This window comes from Pseudomonas sp. H1_A03 (assembly GCF_054685145.1).
Genome location: NZ_CP162829.1, coordinates 2,528,235 through 2,544,141, shown reverse-complemented (window position 1 = coordinate 2,544,141; position 15,907 = coordinate 2,528,235). Strand labels below are relative to the sequence as shown.

The window sequence follows — 15,907 nt, the reverse complement described above, 5'->3', positions numbered from 1 at the left end:
ATGTGGGAGCTGGCTTGCCTGCGATGGCATCGCCTCGGTGCAACTGTGACACCGAGGCGCCTGCATCGCGGGCAAGCTCGGCTCCCACATAAGCCAGTGCCCACACAAGTGGGTTTACAGCAGGGCTGACAGCGCTGGTTGACCCAAGGCATCTGTGATGAAATGCGACCCCCACCAATTTCGCGCCGCACCGCCATCACTTGCTGTGAAACCACGTTTGATTCGCCAACTGTTCCTGCCGCCGTTGATCATCGCCCTGATGATCGGCCTGGGTTATATCGGCTTCTGGATCAGTGAGTACTACGGCATCCGCACCCTCAGCGATACAGGCGAACGCCAGCTGGAGCTGCATGCCCGCACTGTCGAAAGCGAGCTGAGCAAATACACCTACCTGCCCAGCCTTCTGGAGCTGGAGTCCAGCGTCTCCAAACTGCTGGCCGACCCAACCCAGGAAACCCGCAAGACCGTCAACGACTACCTCGAAGGCCTGAACCGACGCAGTCGCAGTCGGGCCATCTACGTGATGGACACCACCGGCCGCGTGCTGGCCACCAGTAACTGGCGCGATGCCGACAGTTACCAGGGGGAAGACCTGTCCTTTCGTGCCTACTTCCAGAACGCGGTGCGTGGCCAGCCCGGGCGGTTCTATGGCATCGGCAGCACCAACGGCGAACCCGGCTACTACCTGGCCCACGGCCTGGAAGAACACGGCAAAATCATCGGCGTCGCCGTGGTCAAAGTGCGCCTCGAAGCCCTGGAGGAACGCTGGCAACGCGCGCGACTCGAGGCCTTCGTGAGCGACGAGAACGGCATCATCATCCTTTCCAGCGACCCGGCCCGCCGCCTCAAGGCCGTGCGCCCGCTGAGCGATGACACCAAGGAGCGCCTGGCCCACAGCTTGCAATATTACTGGGCGACGCTGAACGAGCTGGAGCCCTTGGCCCGCGAGCGCTTGAACGAAGGCGCCGAGAAACTGACCTTCCCGGCCAATAGCGAAGTGGTGAATGATGAGCGCGAAGTCAGCTACCTTGCCCAAACGCGGCCGCTCAACGACACGCCGTGGAATTTCACCCTGCTCACCCCGCTCAACGACCTGCGCCAAGCCGCGATCAACCAGGGCATTCTGGTGGCCGTGGCCTTTGGCCTGGTGGCGTTCCTGCTGATTGCCTGGAACGAGCGGCGCAAAGTCATCGCCACCCGCCTCGCCGCGCGCGAAGCCCTGCAGGAAGCCAACAGCCAGCTGGAGCGTCGGATTGCCGAACGCACCGCCGACCTGCGCGCCAGCAACGAACGGCTCAAGGGCCAGATCCGCGAACGCCGCCAGGCCGAAGAAACCCTGCGCCGCGCCCAGGATGAACTGGTGCAGGCCGGCAAACTGGCGGCCATCGGACAGATGTCCACCAGCATCGCCCACGAATTGAACCAGCCCCTGGCCGCCTTGCGCACCTTGTCCGGTAACACCGTGCGTTTCCTCGAGCGCGGCGCCCTGGACACCGCCAGCGCCAACCTCAAGACCATTAACGAACTGATCGACCGCATGGGCCGCATCACCGCCAGCTTGCGCTCGTTTGCCCGGCGCGGTGACGACCAGGGTGAAGCCAGCCTCGTCAAAGCCGTGGACGCCGCGTTCCAGGTACTCGGCGCGCGCCTGGACGGTCTGTCGCTGAGCGTGCACCGTGACTTTGCCCCCGCCCAACTGCAAATCGACCAGACGCGCCTGGAGCAGATCCTGGTCAACCTGATCGGCAATGCCCTCGACGCCATGCAGGCCCAACCTGCCCCCGAGCTGTGGCTGGACGGGAGCAGCAGCGAGGGCAAATATCGCCTGCACGTGCGCGACAACGGCCACGGCATCGACGCCGAGGCGCGCAAACATTTGTTCGAACCGTTCTTCACCACCAAACCCGGCGAGCAAGGCCTGGGCTTGGGCCTGACGCTTTCCGCCAGCCTCGCGGCGGCCACTGGCGGCAACCTTGCCGTGGAACATCCGGCCAGTGGTGGAACGGCCTTTGTCCTGAGCCTGCCGCTGGCGGGTGCTCAAAAAGCTGAGTCGACATGAATACAGACGCTACAGCCCCTAAAGACGACCTCACCGTACTGATCGTCGAAGACGACCCCCATGTACTGCTCGGCTGCCAGCAAGCCCTGGCGCTGGAAGACATCCACAGCGTCGGCGTGGGCAGTGCCGAAGAAGCCTTGAAGCACATCGGCGAGAACTTCGCGGGCATTGTGATCAGCGACATCCGCTTGCCGGGCATTGACGGCCTGGAGCTGCTCACCCGCCTCAAGGCCCTGGATAAAAGCCTGCCGGTGGTGCTGATTACCGGGCATGGCGATATCTCCATGGCGGTCGGCGCCATGCGCAACGGCGCCTACGATTTCATGGAAAAGCCCTTCTCCCCCGAACGCCTGGTGGACGTCGCCCGCCGCGCCCTGGAGCAGCGCGGGCTGGCGCGGGAAGTCTGGTCGTTGCGCCGTCAACTGGCCGAGCGCGACTCCCTTGAGGGCCGCATCATTGGCCGCTCGCCCGCCATGCAGAACCTGCGCGAGCTGATCGCCAACGTCGCCGACACCTCGGCCAACGTGCTGATCGAAGGCGAGACCGGCACCGGCAAGGAATTGGTCGCGCGCTGCCTGCACGATTTCAGCCGGCGCCATTCGCACCAGTTCGTCGCGTTGAACTGCGGCGGCTTGCCGGAGAACCTCTTCGAAAGCGAGATTTTCGGCCACGAAGCCAACGCCTTTACCGGCGCCGGCAAGCGTCGTATCGGCAAGATCGAACACGCCCACGAAGGCACGCTGTTCCTCGATGAAGTGGAAAGCATGCCGATCAACCTGCAGATCAAACTGCTGCGGGTGTTGCAGGAACGCACCCTGGAGCGCCTGGGTTCTAACCAGAGCGTGGCGGTGGATTGCCGGGTGATCGCCGCCACCAAGTCCGACCTCGACGAATTGAGCCGCGCCAGTCAGTTCCGCAGCGACCTGTACTACCGCCTCAACGTGGTCACCCTTGAACTGCCACCTTTGCGCGAACGCCGCGAAGACATCCTGCAGCTGTTCGAACACTTCCTGCAGCAGTCTTCCCTGCGCTTCGACCGTACCGTGCCGGAGTTGGACAACCAGACCCTGTCGAACCTGATGAGCCACGACTGGCCCGGCAACGTGCGCGAACTGCGCAACGTCGCCGAACGCTTCGCCCTGGGCCTGCCCGCCTTCAAGAAAAGCGGCGCCGGCAGCGGCAACCACGGCCTGGCCTTTACTGAGGCGGTGGAGGCCTTCGAACGCAACCTGCTCAACGATGCCTTGCAACGCAGTGGCGGCAACCTGACCCAGGCCAGCCAGGAATTGGGGATGGCCAAGACCACCTTGTTCGATAAAGTTAAAAAGTATGGGTTGAGCCACTGATGGATCTATTCTTGAAAGCCGCCCTGGGCGCGGCAGTGGTGCTGATCCTGGCGGCGCTGGCCAAGACCAAGAACTATTACATTGCAGGGTTGGTACCGCTGTTTCCGACCTTTGCGTTGATCGCGCATTACATCGTCGGCAAGGGCCGCTCGGTGGACGATTTGAAGACTACGATCCTGTTCGGCATGTGGTCGATCATTCCGTATTTTGTGTATTTGGCGACGTTGTATGTGGTGGTGGATCGGATGCGTTTGGAGGCCTCTCTAGCCGTAGCAGCGGTAGCGTGGTTGATGGCCGCAACGGTGTTGGTGAGCATTTGGGTACGCGTCCACACCTGACACAACTCGATCAAACTGTGGGAGCTGGCTTGCCTGCGATTGCGGTATGTCTGCGCCAGATGAGTTGGCTGATACACCGCTATCGCAGGCAAGCCAGCTCCCACATTTGAATTGAGGTGTGTCAGGTAGGTCAGCGGACTATTTTGTCCACTTGAATCCCCAGCTTCTTCAGGCGGTACCAGAAACTCCTCTCGGATATCCCGATCTTCGCCGCCGCCGCAGCCTGCACGCCATTGCTTTCTTGCAACGCCGCGAGTATGTAGGCCTTCTCCACCTCTGCCAGCGCCGCATCCAGATCCTGAGGAATCCCCGGCCCGTCGCTGAGGATCGCAGTCACGCCGCCCTCGCTCGGCGTCGAGGCAAACAAATAACCCGGCAGGTCGATATCTTCGATCACGGGTGAGGCGGCCACGATGGTCGCCCGCTCCACGCAGTTCTGCAATTCACGAATATTGCCCGGCCAGTGATACGCCGCCATCGCCTGCAACGCTTCGGCACTGAAACCCGTAATGCGCTTGCCGGCAGTGGCACTGAGGGTCTGGGCGAAGTGACGAGCCAGGGGCGCAATGTCCTCCACACGCTCGCGCAACGCCGGCAAAGGAATCGGGAACACGTTGAGGCGGTAATACAGGTCTTCGCGAAACTCTTTGTTAGCCACCGCCTCCAGCAGGTTCTTATTGGTGGCGGCGATTACCCGCACATCCACCTTGCGCTCGCGGGGGTCGCCCACCGGTTCGATCACCCGTTCCTGCAAGGCGCGCAGGATCTTGGCCTGTAACGCCAGGGGCATATCGCCCACTTCATCCAGAAACAAGGTGCCTTTATCAGCCTGCTGGAAGCGCCCTACCCGATCAGCCACAGCGCCGGTAAACGCGCCTTTGCGATGGCCGAACATTTCGCTTTCCAGCAAGCCTTCCGGGATCGCCGCGCAATTGACCGCCACGAACGGTTTGTCAGCCCGGCAGCCGTGTTTGTGGATAGCGCGTGCGACCATTTCCTTGCCGGTGCCGCTTTCGCCGGTCAGCAGGATGGTGGCGCTGCTGTCGCGCACCGAGTCGACCGCTTGCAGCACTTTGCGAAACGCCGGACTGTCGCCCACCAGGCTGTCGAACTGCGCGTGCTCATCCAGCTCGGCACGCAGGCGTGCGTTGTCGCGCATGATGTCGCGAAATTGCAGGGCCTTGGCCACGGTGATGTCCAGCTCATCGATATCGAATGGCTTGGCGATGTAGTCGTAGGCGCCGTTGCGCATCGACTGCACGGCGTTTTTCACTGTGCTGTAGGCGGTCATCACAATCACCGGCACGTGCGGGTAGCGCACCTTGATCTCGGCCAGCAGCGCCGGCCCGTCCATGCCGGGCATGCGCCAGTCGCTGATCACCAGGTCGATGTCTTCCTGCTCCAGCACCTTGAGCGCGTGCAGGCCGTTGCCGGCGATAAACACCTGCACGTCGTTCTGGCCCAGGGCCGAGGCGAGCAGGTCGCAGAGCTTGGGTTCGTCGTCGACTACCAGAATGTTATGCGTCATGACTGTCCTCGTCGTCTTCGCCCATCGCCGGAATGTACAGGCTGAACGTGGCGCCGGCATCTTTCTCGCTGGCACATTCGATGCTGCCGTCGTGACTTTCCATGATCGAATAGACTTTAGCCAGGCCCAGGCCGGTGCCGGAAGCCTTGGTGGTGACGAATGGCGTGAAGATACGCTCGACCATTTCCGCCGGAATGCCCTGGCCAGTGTCGGCGATGCTGATCACCGTATTTTCGCCCACGGTGCGAATGCCCAGGGTCAGGCGCCCGCCTTCGGGCATTGCGTCGATGGCGTTGAGAATCAGGTTGAGGCACGCCTGTTTGAGCTGCTTGGCATCCGCGTAAATCGTCGCCCCCGGCGCCTGGTCATCGATGTGTGCATCGATGTTATGGGTGGCCAATTCCGGGCCGCAGAAGCCGAGGATTTCCTCCACCAAGGGTCGCGTTGGCTGCAGCACGCGCAACGGCGGGTTGGGCTTGGCAAAGTCGAGAAACTCGGTGATCAGGTCGTTGATGCGGCTGACTTCACTGATCACGTATTCCAGGTGACGCTTGTCGGTTTCCGCCAGGTCAGCGCGACGGTGCAGCAGTTGCGTCGCCGTCTTGATGATCCCCAGTGGGTTGCGGATCTCGTGCGCCAGGCCCATGGCGACTTCACCCAAGGCGTGCAGGCGATCACGTCGACGCAACTGGGCTTCAAGGTGATGCAACTCGCCCAGGCGCTCGGTCATATGGTTGAAGGTGCTGCTCAACTGCGCCAGCTCGTCGCCGCCGCTGACCTCCACGCGGTGCGCGTAGTCGCCGGAAATCACCGCATTTACACCTTGGGACAGGTCGCGCAAAGGCTTGGTCAGGCGTCGCGACACCAACACCCCGGCCGCCAACGACAGCGCCGAACTGAGCAGGAAGATCAGCACGAACAGATTGCTCTGGTTCACCAGCCCAACCAGGCTGGTGTGGCGCAGCAGGCCGCTGAAAATCACGCCTTGCAGGTCACCGGCATCATTGAAGATCGGCCAGTACAAACCGCTGTAGTTATTGGTGAACTGCTCGCTGGGCTGCCTTGTGGCGCGCATCGCGGTTTCGACGTTCTTGGGGATGCGCGAAGGGTGATCCTCAAACCGTTGGGTCGAGAAAATCTCGGAAAAACCGTCCGGGTTGGCCAGGTACAGGCGCAGGTCGAGGGAATGCACATCGGCCACGCTGGTGAGGAAACTGCTGTCCAGGTAAGTCCCGACCAGCAGCTCGTAATCAACGCCGTCCTGGGAGGTCTCGAACGTCGAGACCACGATGCCGGTGGACACGCCCCCCACCTGCACAGTCTGCAACACCGTATTTTTGGCCAGGCTGATCTGCTTGACGATGTCGGAGGCGGCGGTACTGAACACGACTTTTTGGTCACTGGTGCGAATCAACGCTACCACGTCGATATCGGTGGCATCGGCAATGTCGGCGGTCAGCCGGTCGTGTTTGGCGGCTTGCTTGCTCTCAGGCGGGCTGGTGTAGCGCAGGAACAATTTGGCCATACGCGCGTTGTCATGAAGGATATCGCCGATCTCGTCCTTGACGATCTTGGTGGATTCCTGCAGCCAGATGCGCACGTTGCTGTCGAAGATCTGCGACAACGTGGTGGCGGCCAACTCCGCCGCGATCATGGTCGGGATCACACTGACCAACCAGAACGCCAGCACCAGCTTGCGCTGGACGCTCCAGCGCGAAATGGCAAAGGGGCGGGCTTTCTGGCGGGTCTTGGTAATCATCAGGTTTCGCTTATCGCAGCAGCCATGGCGGGGTCGGAACGGTCCGGTCGAATAAACACTTTTACAAGCTTGAGCAGGCCGTTGACCAGCCGGTTGCGGTGGCGGAAAAACACACGGTTACCCTGGAACTCACAGCCCAGGCGCAGCTTACTGGCATACCCGGCCTGCCCGCACTCATACAACGCAATATTATGCTGAATACAGTAGTCGACGTTGGTCAGCCAACTACGGAAGTACAGGTTGTAGTCGCGGGTGAACGCGACGTCGTGCCCGAAAAACTTGTCCACCAGCCGTTGTTCGTCCACCAGCATCAGGTTGAACGCCACCAGTCGCTCGTCTACCCAGTAAAGAACACAGACCGCGCGCTGATCAAGCCGCTCGAGCACGCCGGTGAAGTAGCCGGCAGGCAGCCGTTCGAACTGCAACTCGGCGCGTGTCAGCGTGGCTTCGTAAAGGCGCATGACTTCGGGCAACACGTCGTCGATATTGCGCCGCCATTCCACCCGCGGCCCCGGCGCACGCAGTTTGCGGCGCAGGTCCTTGCGGGTGGATTTGCCCAGCGAGCCGAGGTAAGCATCTACCGATCCATAAGGCAGCGGCAACACGCCGGTGGGCAGGCTCGGCATGCTTTGAAAGCCTGCCGCCCGGCAACTCTCGAGCCAATGCGGGTCTCTGCTCGGCGCGTCCTTGACCGCCACCAGGCCGATACCCACGTCATCAGCATCCCGGCGCGCGGCTTCCAGCAGGTGCTTGAGCATCTGCGGGCGGCGCGCATCTGCCACACCACTGGCGAAACCCACGTCGCAACGTTCGGCCACCGGAGAGCCGAGGGCATACAACCCCAACTGCAAAAGCCCGGGCCACAGCCGCTCTACACGCTCGGTCAGGCGCTTGCCGGCGCCCGATACCGTGGTGTCGAGGCGATAATGAGTAATGAACGCGGCGGCCACCGCCACCAGCGTTCCATTTTCATAGACAGCCAGGTAACGCCACTGAAAATCATCGATAGCGGCGTTTTCCACGGCGACGTAATAGTCCCAGTCCTCCAGAGCGCCCGGGAAACAGTCGTTCCAGGCACTGCGCTGGATGGCCCGGATGGTTGGGAAGGCTTGGGTGGTAATCACGTATTTCCCTTATTTCTTTGGCGAACGCCGATCCAATGTGGGAGCTGTCGAGCCCCAGCGAGGCTGCGATAGCATCACCCAGGTTTCACTGATAGACCGAGGCGCCTGCATCGCAGCCTCGCTTAAGCTCGACAGCTCCCACACCGACCCGATTTGGCAGAACATAATGCGTGTGCTGGTCGATGAACTCGGCACTCAACTCGATCACCCGGCGGTATTGCAGGTCGACGGTGATCATGTGGTAGCAGTTGTCCAACAGAATCTTGGTCACCGGCCCGCCCAAGTGGCGCTCCACGTAATCGGCGTTCCAGCGGCTGGTGATGTCGTCCTCGATGGAATGCAACACCAGCGCCGGTACGTTGATCGATGGCATGCGTTTTTTGACCACGGCGTTCATCCAGTGCAATTCACGCACGGTCACGCCTTCCATCGTCAACAAGCCCGCTTCGCTGCTTTCGCCCTCTTTCATCTGCCGTTCAACGATGGCCCGCAGGCGTTCGTTCTTGATGCCGTAGGGCGGTTTCTCGGTAAACCGGAACAGGCGCACGCCGAACGGAATACGGATCAGCAACGGCGTGATGAACGCCATTTTGTTGATGCTCCAGCCGTCGTACTTGAGCGTGGTGGAGTACATCAGCAAGCCGGCGACCTGGCCTGGATGCTCCGACGCCAGGTACATCGACATCACCGCGCCCATCGACAAACCACCGACAAAGACCTGCTCGTGCCGCTGTTTCACACCGACGAAGGTCCTGCGCACGCCTTCGTACCAGTCGCGCCAGCCCGTGGCCTGCAGGTCGCTGTTGTCACCGCAGTGCCCGGCCAGGGTGGGCACATACACCGTGCAATTGCCCGCCTTGGCGAGGCCCTTGGCGACCTGGCGCAATTCCGTCGGGGTGCCGGTCAGGCCGTGGATCAACAGGATCCCGACCGGACCTTCACCGAGAACGAAACCGGCAGTACCTTCACCGAGGTCGATCTCTGCCTGGCTCACCGATTAGTCGCCCGCACCAGCAGTTGTTCGAGCAACTTCAGGCCCAGTTCGATTTCCGGGTAGCTGATTTCCAGGGACGGTGCCAGGGTGATCACGTTTTTGTAGTAACCACCCACGTCGAGGATCAGGCCGAGTTTCTGGCCATCTACGACCATGTCGCCTTTCATGCCTTCTTCGACCATGTAGTCCAGGGTCGCCTTGTCTGGCGTGAAACCGTCTGGGCCGCAGATTTCGCAGCGCAGGGCCAGGCCCAGGCCGTCAACGTCGCCAATGATCGGGAAACGTTTCTGCAGGTCTTGCAGGCCTTCAAGGAAGAACTTGCCCTTGGCCATGACCATCGCGCCGTAGTCGACTTCGTTGGTCATCTTGAACATTTCCAGGCCCACCGCCGTGCCCAACGGGTTGGAGGCGAAGGTGGAGTGGGTCGAGCCTGGTGGGAAGACTTTGGGGTTGATCAACTCTTCACGGGCCCAGATGCCGCCCAGCGGGTTGAGGCCGTTGGTCAGCGCCTTGCCAAAGACGATCACGTCCGGCTGCACGTCGAAGTGCTCGATCGACCACAGTTTGCCGGTGCGATAGAAACCCATCTGGATTTCGTCGGAGACCATCAGGATGCCGTGCTGATCCAGCACATGCTTGAGTTCGCGGTAGAAGTTCATCGGCGGGATCACGTAGCCGCCGGTGCCCTGGATCGGCTCGACGTAGAAGGCTGCGTATTCACACTGATTGGTTTTCGGGTCCCAGACGCCGTTGTATTCGGTCTCGAACAAGCGGGCGAATTGCTGCACACACTGGCTGCCGTATTCTTCCTTGGTCATGCCTTTAGGGCCGCGGAAGTGGTACGGGAACGGAATGAAGTTGGCGCGCTCACCAAAGTGGCCGTAGCGGCGACGGTAGCGGAAGCTCGAGGTGATCGACGACGCGCCGAGCGTACGGCCGTGGTAGCCGCCTTCGAAGGCGAACATCAGGCTCTTGCCGTTGGAAGCGTTACGCACCACCTTCAAGGAGTCTTCGATGGACTGCGAACCGCCCACGTTGAAGTGCACGCGACCGTCGAGGCCGAACTTCTTCTTGGCGTCCACCGCGATCATTTCCGACAGCTCGATCTTGCCCTTGTGCAGGTACTGGCTGGCGATTTGCGGCAGGGTGTCGATCTGCTGTTTCAACGCATTGTTCAGGCGCGGGTTGGCGTAGCCGAAGTTGACCGCCGAGTACCACATTTGCAGGTCGAGGTAGGCCTGGTCCTCGGTGTCCCACACGTAGGAGCCTTCGCAACGGCTGAAAATACGCGGCGGCTCGATGTAGTGGACGGTGTCGCCGTAGGAGCAGTATTTGGCTTCTTTATCCAGAAGGATCTGGTCTTCGGCGGTAGCGATACGGATATCAGACATGGTGGAAGAGTTCCTGATTGTCGGAAGAGGTGTTGAAGGTGGTGGCGTTGGCGGCGATGCCTTGTGGCAGCAGCGCCAGCAATGCAGGCACTTCGGCAAAGGTGTCGAAGCGCGCGTGAGGGATGTGGTTGGCCACGCAGTAGTCGGCGAGGCTGCCCTTGGCGAAGACGAAGTCGGCGGTGGAGGCCACGCACATGTCGGACTTGCCGTCGCCGATCACCAGCACGCGTTTGTGGCGCGGGGTGGATTTGCACTTGCAGTTGCCGGAAGCGGCACGGCAGGCGTCGCTGGCGTACGGGAAGTCGATGCGCCAGCTGTTCTGGTCGACCTGGCGCAGGCGGTTGGCGAGGATCGGCAGCAAGGTCACGTAGTTGCGCGAGAGGATCCGCGCGATGCCCTGCTCGATGCCGTCACTGACCACTTCAATGGACGCGCCCAGGCCGATCACGTGATCGACGAAGTCCGGGAAGTCCGGGTCAATCTCGACGCTGTCGAAATACGCCAGCAGTTCGGAGGGCGTTGCCTTGATCAGCGCCAGTTGGCGGCTCAGGCATTCGCGTGAACCGATGTGCCCATCCAGCCATTCCTGTTCGATGGTTTCCCACTCGGGGCCGGCGAAGCGTTGGAGGACGTTGTCGATGACATCGGTGGGAGTAATGGTCCCGTCGAAATCACACACGATATGCCAGTGGATCATCTACGTTTACCTTGTAGGGGCGCGCTCAGTGCGCTTGCACAAGGGGGTAGAGCAGGGAGTGTGCCAACTGGCCGGCGCCCAGCGGGGCCGGGGCTTTGCCTGATGTGCCGAGGCAATATGTGTCGTGCAAGCTACAATTTTTGTAGCTTGCTACAAACAAGATGAGTGCTTGCGTACGGAGGGCCCTTCGCGCGTTCATGCGTGCCTATCCAGACGAGGAAACGGCTCCATGCTCAAGGCTACTTCTGCTGTATTCGCCGGTTTACTGGGGCTGTGCGGCTTCTCCAGCACGGTCCGGGCCGATGCAATCACTGGCGAAGTGGGCGCGGGCTTCAGCTACCAGCCCCACGACCCCACCGGCAGCCGCTATGAAACACGGCCCGTGCCGTACCTGGATCTGGACTGGGGCGATGTCAGCCTGAGCACCGATGACGGCTTGACCTGGAGCGCGCTGAACACCAACGGTCTCACCGCCGGCCCCTATATCAATTACCTGCAAGGACGCACCTCCAACGGCTCGCTGCAAGGTTTGCGCAATGTATCGGACATGGCTGAGATAGGCGGCTTCATCCAGTACGCGCCCGCCGATTTCTGGCGCATCTATGCGCGGCTGGGCCAGGCCGTGGGCGGCGGGCATTCGCAAAGCGGCGCGCTGGGCAAGCTCGGCAGCGAACTCGGGTACCCACTGGGCGGCGGGATCATCGGCAGCACCGGCCTGGCGGCGAACTTCGCCGACGCGCGCCAGACCCAGACGTATTTTGGGGTAGATGCCAATGAATCCGCGGCCTCCGGGATTCGCCCGTACAACGCCAGTGGTGGTTTCCAGAACGTGACGCTGACCCAGAGTTTCGAGTTCCCGCTGGACGCAAAATGGTCGCTGCTGACCAGTGCCAGTTGGGTGCATTTGGTGGGCTCGGCGGCGGACAGCAGCATCGTCAAGCAAACCGGCGACGTGAATCAGGGCCAGGTGCAGACGGCGATCAGCTACAAATTCGATTAATTCCGTAGCAGCTGTCGAGCCCCAGCGAGGCTGCGTCAGGCGCGACTCGATCCTGAATCGGCAGCGCGTCCGACGCAGCCTCGCTGGGGCTCGACAGCTGCTACGAGAGAGTGAGAGAGACCTCAGTTCTCTTCGCCTTCCGCCAGCAAAGCAATCCCGCCAATAATCACCGCTACCCCCACCCAGTGCAGCGGGCTGATGTGTTCCCCCAGCCCCAGCCACGAACCGAGCAACACCACCACAAACACCAGTGAGCTCAGCGGGAACGCCAGGGACAGGCTGCTGCGCCGCAGGATCAGCATCCACACGAAGAACGCGCCGATGTAGCAGGCTATCGCCGCCAGAATGCCTGGGTTGCGGGCCACCTCACCCAGCCATTGCCAGTTGAAATCCATCTGCCCCAATTGATTACCGGCCACTTTGGTAAACAACTGGCCAGCGCTTTCGGTGCAGATCAACAAGGCCCACAACACCACAGTGCCGAAGCGCCCGTGCAGCCATCCGGTATTCATCATTTGCGTATTCATGCCTGACTCCCTGCAATTGCCACCAACATCACACCCAACGTAATCACCAGCGTGCCCATCCAACGGCGGCGGCTGACGGTTTCGCCCAGCACCACCTTGCCCGCCAGCACCACCCCGCAATAGGCGAGCGCCGCCGCTGGAAACAGCAGGCTCAGCGGCGCACGCGACAGGGCTTCAAGCCAGACGAAAAACTCGACGACATACGCACCGATCCCCGCCCACAGCAACGGCGCATTAAACACCTGGCCCCAGAACGCGTTCAGGCGGAAACCGCCGTCCAGCTCGGGTAAACGGTCCAGGCCGAGCTTGAAACACAGTTGGCCGATCACATCGAGCACGATGGAAAACGCCACCAGCAACACCACCGTCAACGTCACGGAAACAGCTCCTCAAACAGGTCGATCAGGGCTTCATTGGTCGCCGCATTGCGCTGCAGATCCTCTGCGCTCCAGCGCTCGGGCGGTGGCTGGTCGGACTTGGCCTCCCAGCGCTTGAACGCATTGCTGAACGCCGGTGTGGCGAACTCGCCGCACACGTCGATACCGATGATGCGTTTGCGCGCCGCCAACGCCCGCAGGGCTTGCAGCAGGTGGGTCAAGCGCATGCCGCCCTGGTCCCAGTTGGTGGCCGCGTCTTCGCTGGCCAGCACATCCTTGTCGAGGGTGATCCAGATCGCTTCGGTGGGCAGGCTGCTGATCATCTGATCGAGGAACGCGGTCCAGTCCAGCTCGGCCAGGTTGCGCCAATGCAAATGGTCTTCGCGCTGCTGATGGCCGGCGCCATCCCCCACCCGCCCCCAGACTTTCGACGGCGGATGCTGCCAGGGAAACAGCTGCAAGTGCCCGCGCTTGAGGGCACCGAGGTTGCCGCCACGCAGTTGTGGGTTATGCAGGTCATCGCTGCACGGGCCGAGGGTGACGATGCGTTTGATCGCCGGCATTTTCAGCGCACGGTTGACCCAGGAGCCACAGTGACGTTTGGGCGCAAAGCGCACCCAGTCGGGGTGGTTGTCGAAGTGGATCAGGCTGATGGGTTCTTTCAAGTCGGCGAGAAACGCCGGCGTCAGGTGGTGATAATCGCCGGAGCCGACAAACAGGATTTCCGGCCGCGCATCCTTAGGCCGAGGCCGCAGGGCCAGGCGTTCAGCGAAGCGCTTCCAGGTTTTTTCGGTGGACCACAGGCGCAGCTTGGGGCCCAGGTCCAGCAGGTCGATACGCGTGGCACGGCCGCTGGCCAAACGCCGGGCAATCGGCGCCTGGCCGGTGAGGCTGTGGTCGAGGTCAAGAATGTTCAAGGCAGTGTTCCCCTAGGGCTTTAGGGGGTCAATGCAAGGGACGGGCCAGCGCCTATCTTGAAGACAATGAGCAAGCCCGCTCCCACACTTTGAACTGCGCTCGACTTTAGGATTTGGCTTCGCTGATGATCTGCCGAATCGCGCCGACAAATGCCTCGGCCGGTTGGCCACCGCTGACGGCGTACTGATCGTTGAACACAATGGTCGGCACCGAGGTCACGCCACGGGAAGTCCACAGCTGTTCCTGTTCGCGGACATCGGCGGCGTATTCATCGCAAGCAAGAATCTCGGCCGCACGTTTGATATCCAGGCCAACGCTTTCGGCGATGATCGCCAGCGTCGCATGATCGGAAGGGTCCTGCCCATCGGTGAAATACGCCTTGAACAGCGCTTCCTTGAGGTTGTACTGCAAGCCTTCCAGCCCGGCCCAATGCAGCAGGCGATGGGCGTCGAAGGTGTTGTAGATACGGCTCTGACCATCGGTGCGAAAAGCAAAGCCCAACTCAGCCCCCATGTCGCGGATTCGCGCACGGTTTGCCTGGGACTCTTCGGCAGTGGAGCCGTATTTTTCGGTGATGTGCTCGACGATGTTCTGGCCCTCGGCGGGCATGTTCGGGTTCAGCTCAAACGGCTGGAAATGGATCTCGGCCTGTACTTCGGCGCCAAGCTGGTCGAGGGCTTCGGTCAGGCCGCGCAGGCCGATGATGCACCAGGGGCAGGACACGTCGCTGACGAAATCGATTTTCAGGGGAGTACTCATGGTAGGCAACCTCGCAGGCTTCAATACGCCGTAAAGGGTGCACGATACACCAATGTCACAGCAGCTTCGAAGGCGCGACCGGGTCAATCTGCGCCCAATGTGCGGCATCTTCGCGATGAGCCTGCAGGTACGGCAACACCGCTGTCAGCAGCGGCGCCTTGAACGCTTCCTGGAAACGATGGGCCATGCCGGGAATCAACTTCAACTGGCTGCCCTGGATATGCGCCGCCAGGTGCACGCCGTGCATCACCGGCAGCAACGGATCGGCGGTGCCGTGGACCACCAGCGTCGGTACACGCAGTTGGTTGAGCAACGGCACGCGGCTCGGTTCGGCGAGGATCGCCATGATCTGGCGCTTCACGCCTTCCGGGTTGAAGGCGCGGTCGTAAGACAGCGCCGCCTGGTGCAGCAACGCCTGGCGATCATCCTTCACGTTCGGGCTGCCCAGCGCCGCGAGCAAATCGGCCTGCTGCTCCAGCGCCACTTCACGATTCGGCGCACTGCGTCGCGACAACAACTGCACCAGCGCCGCATTGGGTGCCGGCAAGCCTTCGGCACCGGAGCTGGTCATGATCAGGGTCAGGCTTTCCACGCGCTGCGGCGCCATCGCCGCCAGGTGCTGGGCGATCATGCCGCCCATGCTTGCGCCCAGTACGTGAAACTGCTGGATCTGCAAGGCGTCCATCAAGCCCAGGGCGTCGTCGGCCATATCCGTCAGCGTGTAGGGTGCCGCCACCGGCAGGCCGAGCTTGTAGCGCAGTACCTCAAAGGTCAGGTTGGCGTTTACCGGCGCCTGGCGCCAGGTCGACAGGCCGACGTCACGGTTGTCGTAGCGGATCACCCGGAAACCCTGTTGACACAGGGCGACCACCACTTCGTCCGGCCAGTGGATCAACTGCCCGCCCAGGCCCATCACCAGCAACAAGGCAGGGTCGGACGCACGACCGATGCTCTGGTAAGCAATGCTCACCTGAGCCAGGTCGACCGTTTGGGTCGGGACATTGACATCACATCGAGAAGCCGCAAAAGACGGCAGGCCGAACAGTAAAGCGGCCAGTAAAAACAACACGCGCATGAAAAACACCGAAAC

15 protein-coding genes are annotated in these 15,907 nt (G+C 61.6%); 4 read left to right on the top strand and 11 right to left on the bottom strand.

Annotated features, from left to right (window positions below; all coding sequences use genetic code 11):
• The first annotated feature begins 157 nt into the window (after positions 1-157).
• From aauS to AB4O35_RS11670, 3 genes are read left to right on the top strand one after another with little or no spacing between them, the layout of a single operon-like run.
• Positions 158-2,059, top strand: coding sequence for a two-component sensor histidine kinase AauS (aauS, locus tag AB4O35_RS11680; RefSeq protein ID WP_065880102.1), 1,902 nt, complete (start codon positions 158-160; stop codon positions 2,057-2,059).
• Positions 2,056-3,405: a two-component response regulator AauR gene (gene aauR, locus AB4O35_RS11675; protein ID WP_065872528.1), complete on the top strand. Its 1,350-nt coding sequence runs from the start codon at positions 2,056-2,058 to the stop codon at positions 3,403-3,405. The genes aauS and aauR overlap by 4 nt, the downstream gene beginning before the upstream one ends.
• Complete coding sequence (locus tag AB4O35_RS11670) at positions 3,405-3,743, top strand: GlpM family protein (protein WP_049709767.1); 339 nt, start codon at positions 3,405-3,407, stop codon at positions 3,741-3,743. The genes aauR and AB4O35_RS11670 overlap by 1 nt, the downstream gene beginning before the upstream one ends.
• A 130-nt stretch (positions 3,744-3,873) precedes the next feature.
• Here AB4O35_RS11670 and AB4O35_RS11665 read toward each other — a convergent pair whose 3' ends face one another.
• The 6 genes from AB4O35_RS11665 to AB4O35_RS11640 all read right to left on the bottom strand — a co-directional run bounded on the left by AB4O35_RS11665 (position 3,874) and on the right by AB4O35_RS11640 (position 11,236).
• Positions 3,874-5,271: a sigma-54-dependent transcriptional regulator gene (locus AB4O35_RS11665; protein WP_065872529.1), complete on the bottom strand. Its 1,398-nt coding sequence runs from the start codon at positions 5,269-5,271 to the stop codon at positions 3,874-3,876.
• The gene (locus AB4O35_RS11660; protein ID WP_065872530.1) at positions 5,261-7,030 is read right to left on the bottom strand and encodes a sensor histidine kinase; all 1,770 of its coding nucleotides are present in this window, start codon (positions 7,028-7,030) and stop codon (positions 5,261-5,263) included. The genes AB4O35_RS11665 and AB4O35_RS11660 overlap by 11 nt, the downstream gene beginning before the upstream one ends.
• Positions 7,030-8,154: a GNAT family N-acetyltransferase gene (locus AB4O35_RS11655; protein WP_065872531.1), complete on the bottom strand. Its 1,125-nt coding sequence runs from the start codon at positions 8,152-8,154 to the stop codon at positions 7,030-7,032. The genes AB4O35_RS11660 and AB4O35_RS11655 overlap by 1 nt, the downstream gene beginning before the upstream one ends.
• An 85-nt stretch (positions 8,155-8,239) precedes the next feature.
• Entirely contained in the window at positions 8,240-9,148 is a 909-nt protein-coding gene (locus AB4O35_RS11650; RefSeq protein ID WP_065880104.1) for an alpha/beta hydrolase, read from the bottom strand.
• Positions 9,145-10,539 carry an aspartate aminotransferase family protein gene (locus AB4O35_RS11645; RefSeq protein ID WP_065872533.1) on the bottom strand — a complete coding sequence of 465 codons (1,395 nt, stop codon included), beginning with the start codon at positions 10,537-10,539 and terminating at the stop codon, positions 9,145-9,147. Before AB4O35_RS11645 ends, AB4O35_RS11650 begins: the two co-directional genes overlap by 4 nt.
• Positions 10,532-11,236 (bottom strand): MtnX-like HAD-IB family phosphatase, encoded by a 705-nt coding sequence (locus AB4O35_RS11640; protein ID WP_065872534.1) that lies wholly within the window; start codon positions 11,234-11,236, stop codon positions 10,532-10,534. The genes AB4O35_RS11645 and AB4O35_RS11640 overlap by 8 nt, the downstream gene beginning before the upstream one ends.
• Positions 11,237-11,465: 229 nt before the next feature.
• Here AB4O35_RS11640 and AB4O35_RS11635 point away from each other — a divergent pair, with 229 nt between their 5' ends.
• Entirely contained in the window at positions 11,466-12,236 is a 771-nt protein-coding gene (locus AB4O35_RS11635) for a MipA/OmpV family protein (protein ID WP_065945362.1), read from the top strand.
• Positions 12,237-12,358: 122 nt separating this feature from the next.
• On the opposite strand, the gene AB4O35_RS11630 is transcribed toward AB4O35_RS11635, so the two are convergent.
• From AB4O35_RS11630 to AB4O35_RS11610, 5 genes are all read right to left on the bottom strand, one after another.
• Entirely contained in the window at positions 12,359-12,763 is a 405-nt protein-coding gene (locus AB4O35_RS11630; RefSeq protein ID WP_065872536.1) for a DMT family transporter, read from the bottom strand.
• Positions 12,760-13,140 carry a DMT family transporter gene (locus AB4O35_RS11625; protein ID WP_065872537.1) on the bottom strand — a complete coding sequence of 127 codons (381 nt, stop codon included), beginning with the start codon at positions 13,138-13,140 and terminating at the stop codon, positions 12,760-12,762. The genes AB4O35_RS11630 and AB4O35_RS11625 overlap by 4 nt, the downstream gene beginning before the upstream one ends.
• Positions 13,137-14,057, bottom strand: coding sequence for an arginase family protein (locus AB4O35_RS11620; RefSeq protein WP_065872538.1), 921 nt, complete (start codon positions 14,055-14,057; stop codon positions 13,137-13,139). Before AB4O35_RS11620 ends, AB4O35_RS11625 begins: the two co-directional genes overlap by 4 nt.
• Before the next feature lie 106 nt (positions 14,058-14,163).
• A complete protein-coding gene (locus AB4O35_RS11615; RefSeq protein ID WP_065872539.1) occupies positions 14,164-14,817 on the bottom strand; it encodes a DsbA family oxidoreductase in 654 nt (217 codons plus the stop codon).
• Positions 14,818-14,872: 55 nt separating this feature from the next.
• Complete coding sequence (locus tag AB4O35_RS11610; protein ID WP_065872540.1) at positions 14,873-15,892, bottom strand: alpha/beta fold hydrolase; 1,020 nt, start codon at positions 15,890-15,892, stop codon at positions 14,873-14,875.
• Between the last annotated feature and the right edge of the window lie 15 nt (positions 15,893-15,907).